The sequence below is a fragment of the Agrobacterium sp. SOY23 genome, from assembly GCF_027212525.1.
In the GTDB taxonomy this organism is placed as follows: domain Bacteria; phylum Pseudomonadota; class Alphaproteobacteria; order Rhizobiales; family Rhizobiaceae; genus Agrobacterium; species Agrobacterium tumefaciens_I.
In genome coordinates this window covers 285,347-303,566 of sequence record NZ_JAPWDT010000002.1, presented here as the reverse complement: position 1 = coordinate 303,566, position 18,220 = coordinate 285,347, and the positions used below count along the sequence as shown (strand labels likewise).

Genomic DNA, 18,220 nt, shown 5'->3' with positions numbered 1-18,220 from the left:
ATGGCGGATCAGAATTCCGTCCAGTCATCCTGCGCCAGCGCGTTTGCACCGCTGGTTCTCGGGCGGGCACGGGATGCCGCAGCGTGGGCCTTTGCCGGAGCAACCGGCGCACGCATTGCCGCCGCCGTGGCGCGCAATTGCTGGCTGGAATGGCCGCCGGAGACCGCGAAACCGGCAACGAGCGATTTCAGGGTTTCGGCTTCGCTGTTCAGCGTCACGCTGGCCGCCGTCGTTTCCTCCACCATCGCCGCATTCTGCTGGGTGACCTGATCCATCTGGGTAACGGCGGAGTTGATTTCCTTCAGGCCAACCGCCTGCTCGCTGGCCGAGGCCGATATCTGGCGGATGAGCTGGTTGATCTGCAGAACCTGATCGGCGATCTTTTTCATCGTCTCACCGGCCTTGCCGACCAGCTGGACGCCCTCGCCCACCTGCGTGGCCGACGTGTTGATTAGACCCTTGATCTCCTTGGCGGCGGTGGCGGAGCGTTGCGCGAGTTCGCGCACTTCCTGTGCGACGACCGCAAAGCCCTTGCCCGCATCGCCCGCGCGGGCCGCTTCGACGCCGGCATTCAGCGCCAGAAGATTGGTCTGGAAGGCGATCTCGTCGATCACCCCGATGATACGGGAGATTTCCGCCGAGGACTGCGCAATGCCCTGCATGGAGTTCACGGCCTGCTGCACGACCTCGCCCGACTTGCCGGCGTCATCGCAGGCATGGCTGACGGCGCCGGCCGCCTCTGCGGCGTTTTCCGCGCTGGAATTGACCTGAGCGGTCAACTCGTTGAGGGCCGCGGCGGTTTCTTCGAGGCTTGCAGCCTGCTGCTCCGTGCGATGCGAGAGATCGCTGGCGGCACGGGTGATCTCGCCGGTGCCATTGCCGATGCTGACGACGGTTGCGTTGACGGTGGACACCGTTTCCTCGAGGCTGGCGAGCGCCGAGTTGAAGTCGGCGCGCAGCTTCGCATATTCGCCCGGGAATTCGTCCTCGATACGGTAGGTCAGATTGCCCTGCGAGAGCGCGTTAAGGCCGGCACCAAGTACGCCGACGATGTGCTGCTGCATGCGACTGTTTTCATTACGCTCGAATTCAGACCGCTGGCGCTCCGTCTCCGCGTGACCCCGCTGGGTTTCGGCTTCGGCTTCCATCTCGCGGATACCGGCAAGCTTGGCGCGGAAACCTTCGAGAGCCGTTGCAACGGCGCCGGTTTCGTCCCGACGGTCTTGGCCCGATACCGGCACGTCGTAGCGGCCATCACTGAGCGTGCGGACGTCGGAGACCAGCGAGGCGAGCGGGTTACCGACAAAATACCGGACAGCGAAATAAAGCGCGGCGATGACGGCGGCGAGGATGACGATCGCGCCGATGATCATCAGATAGGTCTGCTCCTGAACCGGTGCATTCAGCGCCTGATGCGGAATATCCACCAGCACCACCCAGGTCGCATTGAGGCCCGGAACGGCGAAGGGATAGACGAGACGGTTATAGGGTGCGTCCGTATCGAGGCCGAGATTTTCGATAAGGCCCTGCTTGCCGGAGGTAATCGCCGCCTGAACGGTGCTTGCGCCATCTCCGTCATAGGCTTTCATGTTCTGCTCAGGCGTGGGCGGCACCAGCCACTGGCCGCCCTGGGAAACGAGCGTAACGCGGCCGGTCTCGAAAGGATGCAGCGCCTGCAGCTTCTGCGACAGCGAGGCCAGCGAAATATCGACACCCGCCACACCGATCATCTTGCCGTCCGACATGACGGGATAGGCAAGCGAGGTCATGGTGGTGGGCACTTCCGTGCCCTGGGCGAGATAGGGCTGGGTGATGGCGCCCTTGCCGGATTTGGAGGCCAGCGCATACCATTCAGCCGCATAGTCGTTGTCGAAGGTCGAGAACTGGATATCGCCCTTCTGGGTCTTCGACCAGTAGGGAGCGAAAGCACCGTTTTTATTGGTACCGAGATCGAGCCGGTCGGCGATCTCCTTGCTCTGTCCGTCGAAGAGGCCAAGCTGTTCGCAGAACCAGCTTCCGAAAGCGAAGGCATTCTGCTCGACATTGGCCTTCAGGATATTGACGATGCCGGGACGGTCCATCGATTTTGCCTGATGGGCGCGACCAATGACGCCAGCCATGGAGCGTGCAGCACTGCCGAGTTCGCCGACATCGGCGGCAATGACGTTGGCGATGGCGCGCGCCTCGGTATTGGCCTGCTCCATGGTCAGCGCATGGACACGCTCGCTGGTCTGGGAAATAAGGAAGGAATTCGATGCGATGAGAACCGTGGTGATGGCGCAACCGGTCACAAGGATCAGTTTCGTCGCAAGCGACTTCACTTTGAAATTGAACATTTTGGCCTCGATCAAATCGCCAACTCGAAAAGGCTGGCGTCAACGGATGAAAATCTCCGTCATGGAGGCCCGTCCAGAATGGGACAGTGTGCTGCATCGCGACGAGGCAAAATTAGAGTAAGATTGCTAATTAAGCCCTAAAATTACTTCGTCGCGTAAGCAAGAAATCAGTGTTCGTAGTAGTCGGAAATGATTTTCCAGGCGTCATCCGCCGTCTCGGCGAAATGCAACAAATCCATGTCCTCGGGCGCGATGGTTCCGAAATCCGCAAGGAATTCGAAATTGACGACCGATCGCCAGAATTTCTCACCGAAGAGGATGAGCGGAATGGGTTCCATGCGCTTCGTCTGGATCAGGGTTAGCGCCTCGAACAGTTCGTCCAGCGTACCGAAACCGCCGGGGAAAATCACAACGGCCTTCGCCCGCATCAGGAAATGCATCTTGCGGATGGCGAAATAGTGGAAGTTGAAGCTCAGCTCCGGCGTGACATAGGCGTTCGGCGCCTGCTCATGCGGCAGGACGATGTTGAGGCCGATCGAAGGGCCACCGACATCGGCCGCACCGCGATTGCCCGCTTCCATGACGCCGGGACCGCCGCCGGTGACAACGACATATTCGAGGTGGGCGGATTTTGCGGCATAATCCGTGCAGAGCCGGGCGAACTTGCGCGCCTCGTCATAATAGACGGAGGATTGCTCCAGATTGCGCTTCTGCGTTTCGTTGCGCGCCGCCCAGGCCTCGCCGCCGGGTTCGGGAATGCGGGCGCCGCCGAACATGACGACAGTGGATTTGATGCCGCGTTCGGTGAGCGCCATTTCCGTCTTCAGAAGCTCGAGCTGCAGCCTGACGGGGCGCAATTCCTCACGGCAGAGGAAATCCATGTCCACATAGGCCAGCCGGTAGGACGGGGAAGCCGACTGCGGCGTTTTCGGCACGACCTCGGCCTGCTGCTTGTCCACAGCACTGCGCTTCAACGGGTCCCATACTCCGTCCTTGCGCCGCAACTTGCCGTTTTTCAGTCGTGTCATTTCCATGCCTTTCGTCTGACGCGCCAAATCACCCAAATCACATTGACGCCTTTCCAACACTCCCTTAGATCAAATGGCCAAAGCCTTCCAGCGGCGCGGGACCTTCCGTGACCAAGACCACACGCGACTTTAAGGAATTTTCCATGAGCCTTACGGATCTCTCTTCCCTCGAAACCATCATCGAAACCGCCTTTGACAACCGTGACGGTGTGAACGTATCGACGAAGGGCGAGGTTCGCGACGCCGTGGACACATCTCTTCAACTTCTCGATAGCGGCAAGGCACGCGTGGCCGAAAAGCAGGCGGACGGAAGCTGGAAGGTGAACCAGTGGCTGAAAAAGGCCGTGCTTCTGTCCTTCCGCCTGAACGATATGGAGATCGTTACCGGCGGACCGGGCGAATCCACCTGGTGGGACAAGGTGCCGTCGAAGTTCGAGAACTGGGGTGAAAACCAGTTCCGCGCCGCCGGCTTCCGCGCCGTGCCGAATGCCGTTGTGCGCCGTTCCGCCTATGTCGCCAAGAACGTCGTGCTGATGCCCTCCTTCGTCAATCTCGGCGCCTATGTCGATGAAGGCACGATGGTTGATACCTGGGCAACCGTCGGCTCCTGCGCGCAGATCGGCAAGAATGTGCACCTTTCCGGCGGCGTTGGCATCGGCGGCGTTCTGGAGCCGCTGCAGGCCGGCCCAACCATCATCGAGGATAATTGCTTCATCGGCGCCCGTTCGGAAGTCGTGGAAGGCTGCATCGTGCGTGAAGGTGCGGTTCTCGGCATGGGCGTCTTCATCGGCAAGTCGACCAAGATCGTCGATCGCGCCACCGGCGAGATCACCTATGGCGAAGTGCCGCCCTATTCCGTCGTCGTTGCCGGCACCATGCCGGGCAAGCCTTTCCCGAACGGCGAACCGGGTCCGAGCCTCTATTGCGCCGTGATCGTCAAGCGCGTCGATGAAAAGACCCGCTCCAAGACCGGCATCAACGAGCTTCTGCGCGACTGATAAAAGCGACTGCCATGACCACGACCGATCCCGTTGCCAATCTCGCCGCCCTCATCCGTTGCCCTTCGGTGACGCCTGCGGAAGGCGGCGCGCTTTCCCTGCTTGATACCCTGCTTTCGCCGCTCGGCTTTGCGGTAGAGCGTGTGATGGCGACAGAGGCGGGAACGCCTGACGTGGAAAACCTCTATGCCCGGCTCGGCACCGAAGGTCCGCATCTGATGTTTGCGGGCCATACGGATGTCGTTCCCGTGGGCGACGAGGCCGCATGGAGCCATCCGCCCTTTGCGGCTGACATCGCCGGTGGCGAGATGTATGGCCGCGGCGCGGTGGACATGAAGGGCGGGATTGCCTGTTTCGTGGCCGCCATTGCCCGCCATATCGAAAAACATGGCAAACCGCAGGGCTCCGTCTCCTTCCTGATCACCGGCGATGAGGAAGGCCCGTCGATCAACGGCACCTCCAAGCTTCTGGAATGGGCTGCTGCAAAGGGAGAGACGTGGGACGCCTGCGTGGTGGGCGAGCCGACCAATCCCGACCAGCTGGGCGACATGATCAAGATCGGCCGCCGGGGCTCGCTCTCGGGCCGCATCACCGTTCATGGTGTCCAGGGCCATGCCGCTTATCCGCATCTCGCCGACAACCCCGTTCGCGGGTTGTTGCAGCTCACCCATGCGCTGATGCATCCGGCATTCGATCACGGCACGGATGATTTCCAGCCATCCAATCTGGAAGTAACGACCGTCGACACCGGCAATGCCGCGACCAATGTCATTCCGGCGCGGGCGACCGCGGCCTTCAACATTCGTTTCAACGACACCTGGACGGCAGAAAGCCTGCGGGCGGAAATCATCCGCCGCCTTGATGCCGCTGCGGCTGAAGGTGAGCTTCGCCCGGACCGGGCACCGGTGAAATATGAACTCGTCTGGGCGGACCGCCCGAGCCATGTATTCCTGACCCGCAACAACGCGCTCATCTCGTCGCTCTCCGGCGCGGTTGAAGCCGTGACCGGCAAGGAGCCGAAGCTTTCTACCACCGGCGGCACCTCGGATGCACGCTTCATCAAGGATTATTGCCCGGTGGTGGAGTTCGGCCTGGTCGGGCAGACCATGCATATGGTCGACGAACGCGTGGCCGTTGCCGATCTCGAGACGCTGACGCGCATTTACGAGACCTTTATCGAACGCTGGTTCGCCCATGCCGACGGCAAGTGAAGTAAGGCTTTATCTGGCCGGCCTGTGGCTTCTGCTGCTCGGCGACCATAATGGCGCACGTTATCTTGACCTGACCGAGCGCGGCATGGCGCGATCCTTCTATTCCGCTCTGTGGTGCCTGCCGGCCATGCTGGTTTCCTGGCTTTGGCTGCGCGCCGCCTTTCTCGCCGGCTATCCGCCCGGAACGGGAACCGGATTCATCTTCTTCTTCCGCCTTGCCATGGTCGAGGCCATCTGCTGGATCGTGCCGCTGCTTTTGATCGGCATGTTGCTCTACGCCTTCGGAGCAAGGGAAAAATTCGCGCCGCTCGTCACCACCATGAACTGGCTGTCGTTGCCCTTTTCCTACGCCAATGCGGTCCTGATCCTGATCGCATTCTTCCTGCCGCCGTTGCAGGGGCTGGTCGCCATTCTCTGGCTGGCACTGCTTTTGTCGCTGGTCTTCGCCTTTTCGCGGATCGTGCGGTTCTTCATCCGCGACCAGTCGCTGCTGGTCTCGGCGATCGTCATGACACTTCTGGTGCCTGCCATCCTGCTATCGGAAGCATTGCAGCGTTTTCTCGGCGTTTACCCCGCCTGACAGACGGCGCGGAGATCAGTCCTCGTCTTCCGTCATTTCGGCTTCGGCACGGCGACGCGGCGGAATGACGTCGGGATAATCGACCTGCATGAAATAAAGACCGTCCGGCGGCGCCACGGGGCCACAGGCCTTGCGATCCCGCGCCTCCAGTGCGGCGCGCACATCGTCCGGGGTCATCGTGCCTTCGCCCGCCAGTTTCAACGTGCCGGCGAAAGAGCGTATCTGATTGTGCAGGAAACTCTGCGCCGTCGCACGAATCTCGATGAGGTCGCCGTTGCGCGTCACATCCAGCCGGTCGAGCGTGCGGACCGGGCTGTTCGCCTGACAATGGACAGAGCGGAAGGTGGTGAAATCATGCCGGCCGACAAGCATCTGCGCAGCTTCATGCATACGCTCGTGGTCCATGTCCTTCGATACCCACCATGCCCGCTTGTGCTCCAGCGCCAGCCGGGATTTGCGGCAAATGATGCGGTAGAGATAATGGCGGCGCAGCGCCGAAAAACGTGCGTCGAAATCCTCGCTCACGGCGGCAGCATCGAGAACAGCCACGGCCTCACCCGCCATGGCCAGATGTGCATTCACGGCATTGCGGAGTTTGTAGGGTTCCCAATCGCGGGAAAGATCGACGTGGATGACCTGCCCAACCGCATGCACACCGGAATCGGTACGGCCCGCGCCACGAATGGAAACGCTTTCCCCGGTCAGCGACCGGACGGCAGCCTCCAGCGCGCCCTGAACGGAAGGGCCGTTTTCCTGTCTCTGCCAGCCGTAATAGGGCGTGCCGTCATATTCGATGGTCATGCGGAAGCGTGGCATCAGCCGAGCCTCGTTGTGGGCGGAACCGGCGTGCCGCGCACGAAATCGGCCGCCGACATGGGTTTTCCACCCGCCTTCTGCAAGCGGATGAGGCGCACGGCCCCGCTGCCGCAGGCAATGGTGAGGGCGTCATCCAGCGCAGCACCGGCTTCGCCCATGCCGCTTGCCAGTTCGGAGGCAAGAACCTTCACGCGCTCCGCCCTGCCGCCGATTTCCATTTCCAGCCATGCGCCAGGAAACGGCGAAAGGCCGCGAATGTGATTGTGCACGTCCAGCGCCGGTCTCGAGAAATCGATGCGGGTTTCGCCCTTGTCGATCTTCGCGGCGTAAAGCACACCCTCTTCCGCCTGCACGACGAGGGGCAGGTCGCCGGCCTCAAGCTTGTCCATCGCCTGCCGCATCAGCCGCGCACCCGCCAGCATCAGGCTGTCATGCAATTCACCGGCCGTCATGTTGTCGCCGATCGCGATCTTCGCGGTCAACGCGACAGGGCCGGTATCCAGCCCCTTTTCCATTTTCATGACCATCATGCCGGTTTCGGCATCACCTGCCATGATCGCCCGCTGGATGGGGGCAGCGCCGCGCCAGCGCGGCAGCAGGGAAGCATGACCATTGTAGCAGCCAAGACGCGTGCCGGAGAGGATCGCCTCGGGCAACAGGAGCCCGTAAGCCACGACGACCGCCACATCGGCGTTGAAATCCCGGAATTGCTGACGATCTTCCTCAGCCTTGAAATTCACCGGCGTCAGCACCGGCAGGCCCAGCAATTCGGCCGCCTGATGGACCGGGGACTTCTGCAGATCAAGACCACGGCGGCCGCCGGGACGCGGCGGCTGGGTGTAGACGGCAACGATTTCGTGGCCCGCTTCCACCAATGCACGCAATGTGGGAACGGAAAAATCCGGCGTGCCCATAAAAATGATGCGAAGAGCCATCGTCGCCCCCTGCCCTGTCGTCCATTCCGACCCAAAGAGGACGGATCAGATCTTTGCGCGGGCCGCTTTCGTGAATTTCTTGATGACCATGTCGCGCTTCAACCGCGAAATATGGTCGATGAAGAGAACGCCGTTCAGGTGGTCGATCTCATGCTGCAGGCAGGTCGCGAGCAGACCATCCGCCTCGACCGTCTGCTGCTTGCCGTCACGGCCGACATATTGCACCGTGAGCGACGCGGGACGCTCCACCTCGGCATAATAGTCAGGGATGGAGAGGCAGCCTTCCTCATAGGTCGAGATATCGTCCGACACCTTGAGGATTTCCGGATTGATGAAGACGATCGGGGTCTTTTCCTCGCCCTCACGCGCAACGTCGATCACCAGCATGCGGCGCGGCACGCCGATCTGAATGGCGGCGAGGCCGATACCCGGCGCATCATACATGGTTTCCAGCATGTCGTCGGCAAGGCGCAGCACCTCGGCATCCACCTGTTCGATGGGCTTGGATTGCTGGCGCAGCACGGGATCGGGCAAAATGATAAGCGGTTTGATGGTCATGGCTTCCCATAACGTATCTCTCGCGCCGAGGAAATAAAAAACACGAAGGTGAAACCGCCTGCGGCACCCGCCCTGCCCGACTCATTTCCGCCGCAGGAATGTTCTTGTTTTGATCTTCCGAATCACAAGAAACCTGCTAGATTTAATCATGAGCATAGATTTCTCCGTTCTCCTCAATCCCGCACTACGGGCCGGCTCCGTCGATATCAGCTTCGGCGCGCTGCTTGCGGCTCTGGTTTTCGGCCTGGTCATCACATGGCTGGTTACGACAAACCGTGCCAAAAAAGCGGGAGCCGATGGCGAAATCTCCGATCTCCTGAAAACGCAGTCCGAATTGCATGGCCGGATCGCGGCCATGGCGGAAACGCTTGGCACGCGCCAGACAGAGATGAGCCAGACGCTGAACCAGCGCCTTGACGGCATGTCGCAGCGCCTTGGCGAAACGCTGACGGAGCAGACCCGGTCAACCCATGAGAACCTGAGCCGCCTGCAGGAGCGTCTGGCTGTCATCGATGCCGCGCAGGGCAATATTCAGGATCTCGCGAAAGACGTCGTCGGGCTTCAGGCGATCCTCTCCAACAAACAGACGCGCGGTGCCTTCGGACAGGCGCGCATGGAAACGCTGATCGCCGATGCGCTTCCTGCCGGGGCCTTCCAGCTTCAGCCGACGCTTTCCAACGGTTACCGGCCGGACTGCACCATCAAGATGCCGAACAATGCCCCGCCACTCGTCATCGATGCCAAGTTTCCGCTGGAGGCCTGGAACGCGATCAAGGCGGATGAGACACCCGAGACCAAACGCGCCGCCGTGCAGCAGTTCCGCCGCGATATGGAGGTACATATTCGCGACGTGGCCGAGAAATACCTCATTCGCGGCGAGACGCAGGATACAGCCTTCATCTTCGTGCCGTCCGAATCGATCTTCGCCGACATTCACCAGCATTTCGAATATCTGGTGCAGCGCGCCCACCGCGCCCGCGTCGTCATCGTATCGCCCTCGCTGCTGATGCTGTCTGTGCAGGTCATCCAGTCTGTTTTGAAAGACCAGCGCATGCGCGAGCAAGCGCATCTCATCCAGGGCGAAGTGGCGCTGCTCATGGACGATGTGCGGCGACTGGATGACCGGACGCGCAAGCTGCAGGCCCATTTCGGGCTGGCTCAGAAGGACGTCGACATGATGCTGATCTCCTCCGACAAGGTGCTGGCACGCGGCCAGAAAATCGAGGGTCTCGATTTTTCACCGACGGAAAAGGAAGCTTCGCACGGCGAAATCGAGCAGGCCCGTCGCTTTGCGGAAAACCGGGCCGGTGCTGCCAAATTGCGGGTAGTTGACGACGAGTGATCGTCTCGGGCAAAGTCGCCGCCTTGCTCAAATTTCATATGGACCCAGCGCCCCATGATTACTGTTTTCGGCTCCATCAACATGGACCTCGTCGCGACCGCCAAACGCCTGCCCAAGCCCGGTGAAACCGTGACCGGCGAGACCTTCTCCACGGCCGCGGGCGGCAAGGGAGCCAATCAGGCACTGGCCGCACGGCGTGCAGGCGCTACGGTGAAGATGGCGGGCGCCGCGGGCGATGACACCTTTGCCGCACCGGCGTTGACCTTGCTGCGCGATGCCGGCACCGATCTTTCTCTCGTCAAGACAGCACCCGGCCCGACGGGCACGGCCGTGATCCTGATTGGTGAAGGCGGAGAGAACATGATCTCGGTCATTCCCGCCGCCAACGGCGAAGTCTCCGCATCCGACGCTGCAAAGACCATATCCGAGATGGCTGCGGGCGATATTCTGATGTTGCAGTTCGAGATACCGGCGCCCGCCATCGAAGCGGCACTGACGACTGCAAAGGCAAAGCGCATCACCACCGTCATCAACACCGCACCGCTGACCGCAGACGGCCCTCGGCTTGCCGGCCTCGCCGATATCGTCATTGCCAACGAAACCGAGTTCGAACTGCTGATCGGCAAGAACGGACTTTCCAGCACCGAGCGGGAAAGCGAACTCAAGGCCCTTCACGAGAGGACCGGCCAGACTTTGATCGTCACACTGGGTGCAGATGGCGTGATCGCCATTCGCAATGGCAAGGTCTATAGGGCTTCCGGCCTCAAGATCGAGCCGGTGGACACGGTCGGTGCGGGCGATACCTTCTGCGGATATCTCGCCGCCAGCCTCGATCAGGGAATGGATTTTGAAAAGGCACTGAAGCGTGCCGCCGTTGCAGGTTCACTCGCCTGCACGCGCGCCGGCGCGCAGCCTTCCATTCCGCTCGCAGCGGAAGTGGATGCGGCACTCTGAGGGATCGGGCCGTTAGCGCATTTTCCGGACGTAAAACCGCTGTGCACTTTTGTTGGAAATGCTTTAGCGACGGATGAAGGTGAGATAGGCCGAGCTGCGGCCTTCTCTTTTCGCCTTGTTCTCGTAACGCGTGCCTGGCCAATTGGCATAGGGCGTGCGCCAGTCGTCAGCGCTCGTCGCCGTCCATTCAAAACCGCCATGCCGGGCGCAATGCTGTAGTGTCCAGTTGACGTATGTATCGATATCCGACGCAAAGCAGAATTTGCCGCCGGGCTTCAACACACGATGGAAACGGGCGAGATTGACGTCGGAAACGAAACGGCGCTTCCAGTGCTTTTTCTTCGGCCACGGATCGGGATAAAGCAGATCGATATGATCGATCGATCCCTCGGGCAGCCAGTCGAGCAGCTGTGTGGCATCATCGTCGTAAAGGCGAATATTCATCAGCTCGCGTTCGCGCACGGTGGCAAGCAACTTGGCCATGGAATTGACGAAGGGCTCGACGCCGATGAAACCCGTCTCGGGATTTTCGACCGCCCGGTGGGCGAGATGCTCGCCGCCGCCGAAACCGATCTCCAGACGGATCGATCGCACATCCGCCGGAAAGAGAGCGACGAGATTTTGCGGCGGGGCGCTTTCCAGATCGATTTTCAGCAAAGGCAGCAGGTTTTCGATCGTATCGACCTGCTGATTGCGCAGGGGCTTGCCCTTGCGTCTGCCAAAAAACGCTTCCGTTGCGCGCGAACGCCGTTCTTCCGTCATCTCATACTCTCAAGAACAAATAGACTTAACCCGCACAGCGCCACATGAGGCACTGTGCGGGTTACAAAAGGTGCAGACGGTATCTCTCAATCGCCGTCGAATGACAAGGCTTAGAAAGAATCCCCGCATTTTCCGGACGTAAAACCGCTACGCAGTTTTACTGGAAATGCTTCAGGCGCTCAAAGCTTCCTTGAGCGGCTTCACCAGATCGAGCTTCTCCCAGGAGAAGGAGCCGTCACGGCCAGCCTTGCGGCCGAAATGGCCGTAGGAAGACGTCTTGGCGTAGATCGGCTTGTTGAGATCGAGATGGCGGCGAATGCCCGACGGAGACAGGTCCATGACCTTGCGGATCGCGGCTTCAACCTGATCTTCGCTGACCTTGCCCGTGCCGTGCAGATCGACATAGATCGACAGCGGCTGTGCGATACCGATCGCGTAGGAGATCTGGATCGTGCAGCGCTCGGCGAGGCCGGCAGCCACGACGTTCTTGGCGAGGTAGCGGGCGGCATAGGCTGCGGAACGGTCGACCTTGGTCGTGTCCTTGCCGGAGAATGCGCCACCACCATGGGGAGCGGCACCACCATAGGTGTCGACGATGATCTTGCGGCCGGTCAGACCAGCATCACCATCGGGACCGCCGATGACGAACTTGCCCGTCGGGTTGATATACCACTGGCAATCGTCAGCGATCTTCAAGTCACCCAGAGCTTCGCGGATATAGGGTTCGACAACGGCGCGAACCTTCTTCGAATCCCAGCTTGCATCAAGGTGCTGCGTGGACAGGACGATGGACACGGCTTCAGAAGCCTTGCCGTCGACGTAACGAACGGTCACCTGGCTCTTCGCATCGGGGCCGAGTTTCGCTGCTTCGCCTTCACCGCTCTTACGGGCGGTGGCGAGAAGCTGCAGGATGCGGTGGGAATAATAAATCGGCGCCGGCATGAGGTCCGGCGTTTCCTTGCAGGCGTAACCGAACATGATGCCCTGGTCGCCGGCACCCTCGTCGCCCTGCTTGTCGGAAGCGCTGTCCACGCCCTGCGCGATGTCCGCGGACTGCGGATGCAGGAGAACGTCGATCTTGGCGGTCTTCCAGTGGAAACCATCCTGCTCGTAACCGATGTCGCGGATCGCCTTGCGGGCGGCGGACTTGAACTTGGAAGGATTGATGACCGGGTGGCCGGCACCGTCCTTGAGGACCTTGCCGTCCTTGTCCCTCTTCAGAAGCGTATCGGGAACCCGAACCTCACCGGCGATAACCACGCGGTTGGTCGTCGCAAGCGTTTCGCATGCGATGCGCACGGTCCACGGGTCAACGCCCGTCTTGGCCGCTTCACGGTAAATAAGATCCACGATTTCATCAGAAATACGATCACAAACCTTGTCCGGATGACCCTCGGCCACGGACTCGCTGGTGAACAGGTAATTGGCACGCATGCGGGATTCCCCTCAAAGAACGGTCTTGGAGTTTGTTAGTCATTTCGGCCGCGAAAAACAAGGACACAACCACATAAATATATCTTTATGTGAGAATTCCTTTCCAATTGGGCACAAAAAAACGGTCCTTGCGGACCGTTGAGTGCCCGGCATCCCGTGCCGGAAATTTTTGCGCCACGCGGGCTGCGCTTACTCGGCGTCGCCTTCAGCGGCAAGCGCCTTGACGAGATCGACGAGACGGCGGCGAACCTTCGGGTCGGCGATCTTCACGAAAGCCCGGTTCAGCTGCAAACCTTCGGCCGAGGACAGAAAATCGACCACGTAGTTGGAGCTCGAAGCTTCGGCCATGCCCGGCGCGCCGCCGGCTTGATCACCGGGCGCATCTTCGAAGAAAAAGGAAACGGGCACATTGAGGATCGCGGAAATATTCTGGAGGCGACTGGCGCCGACACGGTTCGTGCCTTTTTCATATTTCTGGATTTGCTGAAAGGTAATTCCGAGACTTTCACCCAGCTTCTCCTGGCTCATTCCGAGCATGGTTCTACGAAGGCGAATTCGGCTTCCGACATGAATGTCGATGGGGTTAGGCTTTTTCTTATTCTCGGTCATCATGCGGTCCTGACACTCGGAAAGGGTTGATATCTCGCTTCATTACTATTCGAAGAAATGAGTCGGCAATTCGACAGCGTCTAAACTTGTTTTACGACTGACGTATTCACTATGCAATTACAGGGGGTCCCGGTCAATTCTGGCGCCGAGCGAAACTCAAGGCGGGAAATACCGCAACAATCATCCAGATTGAAAAAATCAACCAGAAATACGTCCGATGTGTGTCGTAAGTAAATGCGTCATTAGACCCACCACTCAAAGTGGCGTCAACAATCCCCACCCGACCGTAGTCCAGCCCGGCAATAATGCGGCCATAGGGGTCGATGACGGCGGAAATTCCGGTATTGGCACCGCGAATCACCGGCACACCCGTCTCAACGGCGCGCACCCTCGCCTGCAGAAAATGCTGATAGGGACCGGGCGTGTCACCAAACCAGCCGTCATTCGTCACATTGAGGATTGCCGCCGCCCCCTGGAGACCCGGCGTCATCTCACCCGGGAAAATGATCTCGTAACAGATCAGGGGATAGAAGGTCTTGCCCGAAGGAAGCGTGAGCGGCGTGCGTGATGAGGCGGCGGAAAAACCGCCCGGCAGGGCAATGACATTGTCGATGCCGAATTCCCGCAGAATGCCTTCAAAGGGAACATATTCGCCAAAGGGGGTCAGATGCACCTTGTCGGTCGCACCGATGATCTCTCCCTGGCTGTCGATCGCATAGACCGAATTGTAGTAACGCGGCGGCCGGCCCGCCCCCTGATCTTCCATCCTGACGGCGCCGGTGAACAGCACCTGGCCATCTTCGAGTGTTCTGGCGATTTCCGCGAGCGCGTCCGGGTTTTGCGTCAGGATGAACGGCACGGAGGTTTCCGGCCAGACGATGATGTCGGGGCGTTTTTTCCCTTCGCCCGGCGGCAAGGCCGACAACCGCAGATGCTCTGCAAAAATCTCGGCCCTGTCGGTATTCAGCATCTTGCGCGACTGATCGATGGAGGGCTGCACGATACGGACGGTCAGGGCGTCCGCAGGCGTCTCCGCCGGTGTCTGCAAGCGGTAAAAACCATAACCGAAATGGGCCGCCAGCAGCAGGCCCGCCAGCACCAGCCCCGGTCCCATACCCTTTTTCGTGCCGATCAGCGCCGGTGAAGCGAAGATGAAAACCGCAAGCGTCGTAATGCTGAAAAGCCCGAGCAGATGCGCCGACTGCATCATGATCGGGATGGGCATGATGCCGTAACCGATGGCGTTCCAGGGAAAACCGGTCGCGAGGAAACTGCGCAGCCACTCCGAAAGGCCGAAGGCGGCGGCAAGCGCTGCGATGCGGCCGATACCATCCGACCAGAGGATATTGGCCGCGGCGACGGCAAAACCGTAAAACAGCGCCAGAAGCGCAGGCAGACCGAGGATGGCAAGCGGCAGCGCCCAGGCAAATTCATCCGCTTCCAGCAACAAAGCATTGCCCAGCCACCACAGGCCGGCCACGAAATAACCGAGCCCGAAACACCAGCCGATGCCGAAAGCCGGCAGGATACGGCTGAAGAGACCTCCGCCCGGCTTGCCGGTGCAGCCGTCCACGAGCCAGACGAGCAACGTGAAAGAGAAAAAAAGCGCCGCAAAAAAGCCGAATGGAGGCAGGGCGAGCGCCCCGACCGCACCTGCAGCAATCGCCATCACTGCTCGGCTCATGCCGCCGGCCAGCATTACCCTGCCTGCAAGACGCTCCATGCCATCTCCGTTTACGCGCGTCCGGAAAAGCCCGCTGCCGGCAAGGCCGCGCCACGGAATTTCCCCTCAACCCGACGTAAAGGAAAAAAGATTCGCAGTCCACAGGAGGGATGGCGGCGGAAGCCTCCTGCGGCCTTTTGGCGGCTGCGGCCTGCTGGATTGATGCCGCCAGGTGAGGTGACGGGGCTTCCCGTCACCCTTCCTGATCGGCGTTCTGCTGGTGCGTGATCAGGCGAACATCCGGCGCGGGCAGCGCGATAACGCCGTTGGCTTCACCCGGAGCCCGGTCGTCCTGCCCCTGCGAACCACGATCACGGACGATACGCACGCCCTTGATCCGCCGACTATCCGCATCGAGAATCTGGAACTCGAAACCGGGCACGGCCCGAACCACTTCGCCCTTGGCCGGAATGCGGCCGAGCGCGAAAAAGATGAGCCCGCCGAGCGTGTCGATTTCTTCCAGATGTTCGCGCACGTCGAACTCCGGGCCGATCGCCTCGGCAAGTTCTATAAGTTCCGCGCGAGCATCAGCAACAAGCACATCGGCGGAGAGGCGCGAAAACATCGCCTCATCCTTGTCGTGCTCGTCATCAATATCACCCACGACCATCTCGACGATATCCTCGTGGCTGACGAGGCCGTCCGTACCGCCATATTCGTCGATGACGAGGGCCAGCTGCGTTCTCTGCGCCTGCATCGTCTTCAACAGATCGGAAGCGAGCATCGAGGGCGGCGCAAAAAGAATCTTGCGCACGAGACCGGCATCGGCAACCGTCTGTTCGAGATCGACCCGCGCGAGGTCAAAATTCGGCCGTGGCGAACGCGGCGCCTTTACCTCACCATAAGCGACGCTGCGCGATCCGGCCCGGCGCTTGTTGCGGGCCTGCTTGGCGACATAGGCCAGCAGATCGCGAATGTGGATCATACCCTTTGGGTCATCCAGCGTCTCGTCATAGACCGGCATGCGGGAACGTCCGGTTTCCTCGAACAGGATCAGCGCATCGCCGATCGTCATGTTCTGGTCGAGACCGTCAATGTCCACACGGGGGATCATGATGTCTTCGACCCGGATCTCACGGAAACGGAGGATATTATTGAGCATCGCCCGTTCTTCAGGCGAAAAGGCCGCACCGATTTCGGTGTCGTCCATCAGCGCATCGGTCAAATCCTCACGCAGGCGCTCACCCTGGGATGGTTTCAGCAACCGTGCGATGCGCGACCAGATGGTCGATCTCGGCTTGGCATTGTAGTCCTGACGTAAGTGACTACTGCCCTCCTCCGAGGAGGACTGCTCGCCGTTTTCTCTGCCCTCATTGGCAGGTCGTGCAGAATGTTCGTTCATGGCTCCAGACAATATTTAAAGCGGTTCCTGACCCGCGTAGGGATCAGATAGGCCAAGCACCGCCAAAATGCGAGTCTCAAGCGACTCCATTTCTTCCGCTTCTTCCTCGTCCATGTGGTCATAACCAAACAAATGCAGGAACCCATGAACGAGAAGATGGGTCAGATGATCCTCGAAACTCTTCTCAAGTTCAAGGGCCTCGCGTTCAACCGTCTCGCGGGCGATGACGATATCGCCCAGCATCGGGCCGGGCATTCCGCCCGGTTCCAGCGGAAAAGCGGGGAAAGACAAGACATTGGTCGCCTTGTCCTTGTCGCGCCATTCGGCATTGATTTCCCGGATATTTTCATCGTCGGTAAAGACCAGCGACAGCTCGACCGGCATTTTCGGAAAGGGTTGCTCCTCTTCCCGCTTCAGAAAATCGACCGCCGCATCGAGCGCCTTGGTGGCAAAGGCAGCCAAGTCCTCATCCGAGGACCAGCCTTCAGCCTCGACGCTGATTTGAATATCCAGAACTGTCATTGTCTTTACGTCAGTCGCCCTTCACGAGGCTTTCATCCGGCACGGCAGTGTGGGATTCGTAAGCCCGGACGATGCGCGCCACCATCGGGTGACGGACGACATCGACATCCTTGAAGCGCACGACGGACACGCCCTCGACATCGGTGAGGATTTGCAGGGCCTCGACCAGACCGGATTTCACGCCGCGCGGCAAATCCACCTGGCTCGGGTCACCGGTCACGATCATGCGGCCGTTCTCACCAAGACGGGTCAGGAACATCTTCATCTGCATGGTCGTGGTGTTCTGGGCTTCGTCCAGAATGACGGCAGCGTTGGCAAGGGTACGACCACGCATGAAGGCCAGCGGCGCGATTTCGATGACACCCGCCTGAATGGCGCGCTCCACCTTGTCGCCCGGCATCATGTCATACAGCGCGTCGTAGAGCGGACGGAGATAAGGATCGACCTTTTCCTTCATGTCGCCGGGCAGGAAGCCCAGACGCTCGCCCGCTTCGACGGCGGGGCGTGAGAGGATGATGCGGTCGACCGCGCCGCGTTCCAGAAGCTGTGCGGCATGGGCCACAGCCAGATAGGTCTTGCCGGTGCCGGCGGGACCGACGCCAAAAACCAGTTCGGACTGCTCCAGCGCCCGCATGTAGACATCCTGCGTCGGCGTGCGGGCAGCGATGGTCTTCTTGCGGGTGGAAATCTGCGCCATGGAAATCTTCGCCTTGCGCTCCATCGTCGGCAAGGTCAGTTGGTCGTCAGCGGCCACCGCCATGCGGATCGCACCTTCCACGTCAGAGACCTCGGCGGTTCCGCCCTTGAGCAGACGTTCGTAGAGGAAATCCAGCGCACGGCGGGCCTGATTGGTGGCGACGACATCGCCGGTGATGGCGACGGAGTTGCCACGCGGGCGGGCGTCGATATTGAGGCGCTGCTCCAGGAGCTTCAGGTTCTGATCGAACTGACCGAATAGCTCTCCCGCTATCCTGTTATTCTCGAACGTGAGGACGAAGTGATTGGCGTCGGTCGCGGCTTGGCGTGGCTGGCGCGATGAATTTGATACCAATTCGTGTGCGTTCAAGCGG

The 18,220-nt window shown here is 60.3% G+C and carries 17 protein-coding genes; 5 read left to right on the top strand and 12 right to left on the bottom strand.

Features of this window, described 5'->3' with window-relative positions:
• Positions 1-8: 8 nt before the first annotated feature.
• Both O3S81_RS06690 and O3S81_RS06685 read right to left on the bottom strand, forming a co-directional pair.
• On the bottom strand, positions 9-2,336 hold the full coding sequence (locus tag O3S81_RS06690; protein ID WP_269341739.1) for a methyl-accepting chemotaxis protein: 2,328 nt from the start codon (positions 2,334-2,336) through the stop codon (positions 9-11).
• A gap of 167 nt (positions 2,337-2,503) precedes the next feature.
• Positions 2,504-3,370 carry an LOG family protein gene (locus tag O3S81_RS06685; protein ID WP_442864881.1) on the bottom strand — a complete coding sequence of 289 codons (867 nt, stop codon included), beginning with the start codon at positions 3,368-3,370 and terminating at the stop codon, positions 2,504-2,506.
• A 137-nt stretch (positions 3,371-3,507) separates the two neighbouring features.
• Here O3S81_RS06685 and dapD point away from each other — a divergent pair, with 137 nt between their 5' ends.
• The 3 genes from dapD to O3S81_RS06670 are packed head-to-tail and all read left to right on the top strand — an operon-like array spanning position 3,508 to position 6,153.
• Positions 3,508-4,362, top strand: coding sequence for a 2,3,4,5-tetrahydropyridine-2,6-dicarboxylate N-succinyltransferase (gene dapD, locus O3S81_RS06680; RefSeq protein ID WP_269341737.1), 855 nt, complete (start codon positions 3,508-3,510; stop codon positions 4,360-4,362).
• 14 nt (positions 4,363-4,376) lie between these two features.
• Entirely contained in the window at positions 4,377-5,573 is a 1,197-nt protein-coding gene (gene dapE, locus O3S81_RS06675) for a succinyl-diaminopimelate desuccinylase (protein ID WP_269341735.1), read from the top strand.
• A complete protein-coding gene (locus O3S81_RS06670; RefSeq protein ID WP_269341733.1) occupies positions 5,557-6,153 on the top strand; it encodes a hypothetical protein in 597 nt (198 codons plus the stop codon). Before dapE ends, O3S81_RS06670 begins: the two co-directional genes overlap by 17 nt.
• Before the next feature lie 15 nt (positions 6,154-6,168).
• Here the strand turns inward: O3S81_RS06670 and truA are convergent, their stop codons facing one another.
• Genes truA through def form a run of 3 tightly spaced genes read right to left on the bottom strand, consistent with a single transcriptional unit; the run spans position 6,169 to position 8,462 of the window.
• Positions 6,169-6,969, bottom strand: a complete 801-nt coding sequence (gene truA, locus O3S81_RS06665) for a tRNA pseudouridine(38-40) synthase TruA (RefSeq protein WP_269341731.1) — start codon at positions 6,967-6,969, stop codon at positions 6,169-6,171.
• Positions 6,969-7,904 carry a methionyl-tRNA formyltransferase gene (gene fmt, locus O3S81_RS06660; protein ID WP_269341729.1) on the bottom strand — a complete coding sequence of 312 codons (936 nt, stop codon included), beginning with the start codon at positions 7,902-7,904 and terminating at the stop codon, positions 6,969-6,971. The genes truA and fmt overlap by 1 nt, the downstream gene beginning before the upstream one ends.
• A 45-nt stretch (positions 7,905-7,949) precedes the next feature.
• Positions 7,950-8,462, bottom strand: a complete 513-nt coding sequence (gene def / locus O3S81_RS06655) for a peptide deformylase (RefSeq protein WP_269341727.1) — start codon at positions 8,460-8,462, stop codon at positions 7,950-7,952.
• A 148-nt stretch (positions 8,463-8,610) separates the two neighbouring features.
• On the opposite strand from def, the gene O3S81_RS06650 reads away from it, so the two are divergent.
• Together O3S81_RS06650 and O3S81_RS06645 are read left to right on the top strand one after the other, a co-directional pair.
• Entirely contained in the window at positions 8,611-9,804 is a 1,194-nt protein-coding gene (locus O3S81_RS06650; protein WP_269341725.1) for a DNA recombination protein RmuC, read from the top strand.
• Between the two features lie 54 nt (positions 9,805-9,858).
• The gene (locus O3S81_RS06645; RefSeq protein WP_269341723.1) at positions 9,859-10,758 is read left to right on the top strand and encodes a ribokinase; all 900 of its coding nucleotides are present in this window, start codon (positions 9,859-9,861) and stop codon (positions 10,756-10,758) included.
• Positions 10,759-10,821: 63 nt separating this feature from the next.
• On the opposite strand, the gene trmB is transcribed toward O3S81_RS06645, so the two are convergent.
• The 7 genes from trmB to O3S81_RS06610 all read right to left on the bottom strand — a co-directional run bounded on the left by trmB (position 10,822) and on the right by O3S81_RS06610 (position 18,216).
• Positions 10,822-11,520, bottom strand: coding sequence for a tRNA (guanosine(46)-N7)-methyltransferase TrmB (gene trmB / locus O3S81_RS06640; protein ID WP_269341722.1), 699 nt, complete (start codon positions 11,518-11,520; stop codon positions 10,822-10,824).
• 171 nt (positions 11,521-11,691) lie between these two features.
• Positions 11,692-12,954 (bottom strand): methionine adenosyltransferase, encoded by a 1,263-nt coding sequence (gene metK / locus O3S81_RS06635; protein WP_269341720.1) that lies wholly within the window; start codon positions 12,952-12,954, stop codon positions 11,692-11,694.
• A 189-nt stretch (positions 12,955-13,143) separates the two neighbouring features.
• Complete coding sequence (locus O3S81_RS06630) at positions 13,144-13,563, bottom strand: helix-turn-helix domain-containing protein (RefSeq protein ID WP_269341718.1); 420 nt, start codon at positions 13,561-13,563, stop codon at positions 13,144-13,146.
• A 133-nt stretch (positions 13,564-13,696) separates the two neighbouring features.
• A complete protein-coding gene (gene lnt / locus O3S81_RS06625; RefSeq protein WP_269341716.1) occupies positions 13,697-15,286 on the bottom strand; it encodes an apolipoprotein N-acyltransferase in 1,590 nt (529 codons plus the stop codon).
• Between the two features lie 193 nt (positions 15,287-15,479).
• Positions 15,480-16,628 (bottom strand): hemolysin family protein, encoded by a 1,149-nt coding sequence (locus O3S81_RS06620; RefSeq protein WP_269341714.1) that lies wholly within the window; start codon positions 16,626-16,628, stop codon positions 15,480-15,482.
• Between the two features lie 15 nt (positions 16,629-16,643).
• Positions 16,644-17,150 carry an rRNA maturation RNase YbeY gene (ybeY, locus tag O3S81_RS06615; RefSeq protein WP_269341712.1) on the bottom strand — a complete coding sequence of 169 codons (507 nt, stop codon included), beginning with the start codon at positions 17,148-17,150 and terminating at the stop codon, positions 16,644-16,646.
• Between the two features lie 10 nt (positions 17,151-17,160).
• Entirely contained in the window at positions 17,161-18,216 is a 1,056-nt protein-coding gene (locus tag O3S81_RS06610; protein WP_269341711.1) for a PhoH family protein, read from the bottom strand.
• Positions 18,217-18,220 lie beyond the last annotated feature (4 nt).

Bases quoted from the DNA above. Each gene is read 5' to 3' on its own strand.
- dapE (WP_269341735.1), top strand. From the start codon at position 4,377: ATGACCACGACCGATCCCGTTGCCAATCTCGCCGCCCTCATCCGTTGC.
- fmt (WP_269341729.1), bottom strand. From the start codon at position 7,904: ATGGCTCTTCGCATCATTTTTATGGGCACGCCGGATTTTTCCGTTCCC.
- O3S81_RS06650 (WP_269341725.1), top strand. From the start codon at position 8,611: ATGAGCATAGATTTCTCCGTTCTCCTCAATCCCGCACTACGGGCCGGC.
- O3S81_RS06685 (WP_442864881.1), bottom strand. From the start codon at position 3,370: ATGGAAATGACACGACTGAAAAACGGCAAGTTGCGGCGCAAGGACGGA.
- O3S81_RS06670 (WP_269341733.1), top strand. From the start codon at position 5,557: ATGCCGACGGCAAGTGAAGTAAGGCTTTATCTGGCCGGCCTGTGGCTT.
- metK (WP_269341720.1), bottom strand. From the start codon at position 12,954: ATGCGTGCCAATTACCTGTTCACCAGCGAGTCCGTGGCCGAGGGTCAT.
- trmB (WP_269341722.1), bottom strand. From the start codon at position 11,520: ATGACGGAAGAACGGCGTTCGCGCGCAACGGAAGCGTTTTTTGGCAGA.
- O3S81_RS06645 (WP_269341723.1), top strand. From the start codon at position 9,859: ATGATTACTGTTTTCGGCTCCATCAACATGGACCTCGTCGCGACCGCC.
- def (WP_269341727.1), bottom strand. From the start codon at position 8,462: ATGACCATCAAACCGCTTATCATTTTGCCCGATCCCGTGCTGCGCCAG.
- dapD (WP_269341737.1), top strand. From the start codon at position 3,508: ATGAGCCTTACGGATCTCTCTTCCCTCGAAACCATCATCGAAACCGCC.
- O3S81_RS06630 (WP_269341718.1), bottom strand. From the start codon at position 13,563: ATGACCGAGAATAAGAAAAAGCCTAACCCCATCGACATTCATGTCGGA.
- O3S81_RS06620 (WP_269341714.1), bottom strand. From the start codon at position 16,628: ATGAACGAACATTCTGCACGACCTGCCAATGAGGGCAGAGAAAACGGC.
- O3S81_RS06690 (WP_269341739.1), bottom strand. From the start codon at position 2,336: ATGTTCAATTTCAAAGTGAAGTCGCTTGCGACGAAACTGATCCTTGTG.
- lnt (WP_269341716.1), bottom strand. From the start codon at position 15,286: ATGGAGCGTCTTGCAGGCAGGGTAATGCTGGCCGGCGGCATGAGCCGA.
- ybeY (WP_269341712.1), bottom strand. From the start codon at position 17,150: ATGACAGTTCTGGATATTCAAATCAGCGTCGAGGCTGAAGGCTGGTCC.
- truA (WP_269341731.1), bottom strand. From the start codon at position 6,969: ATGCCACGCTTCCGCATGACCATCGAATATGACGGCACGCCCTATTAC.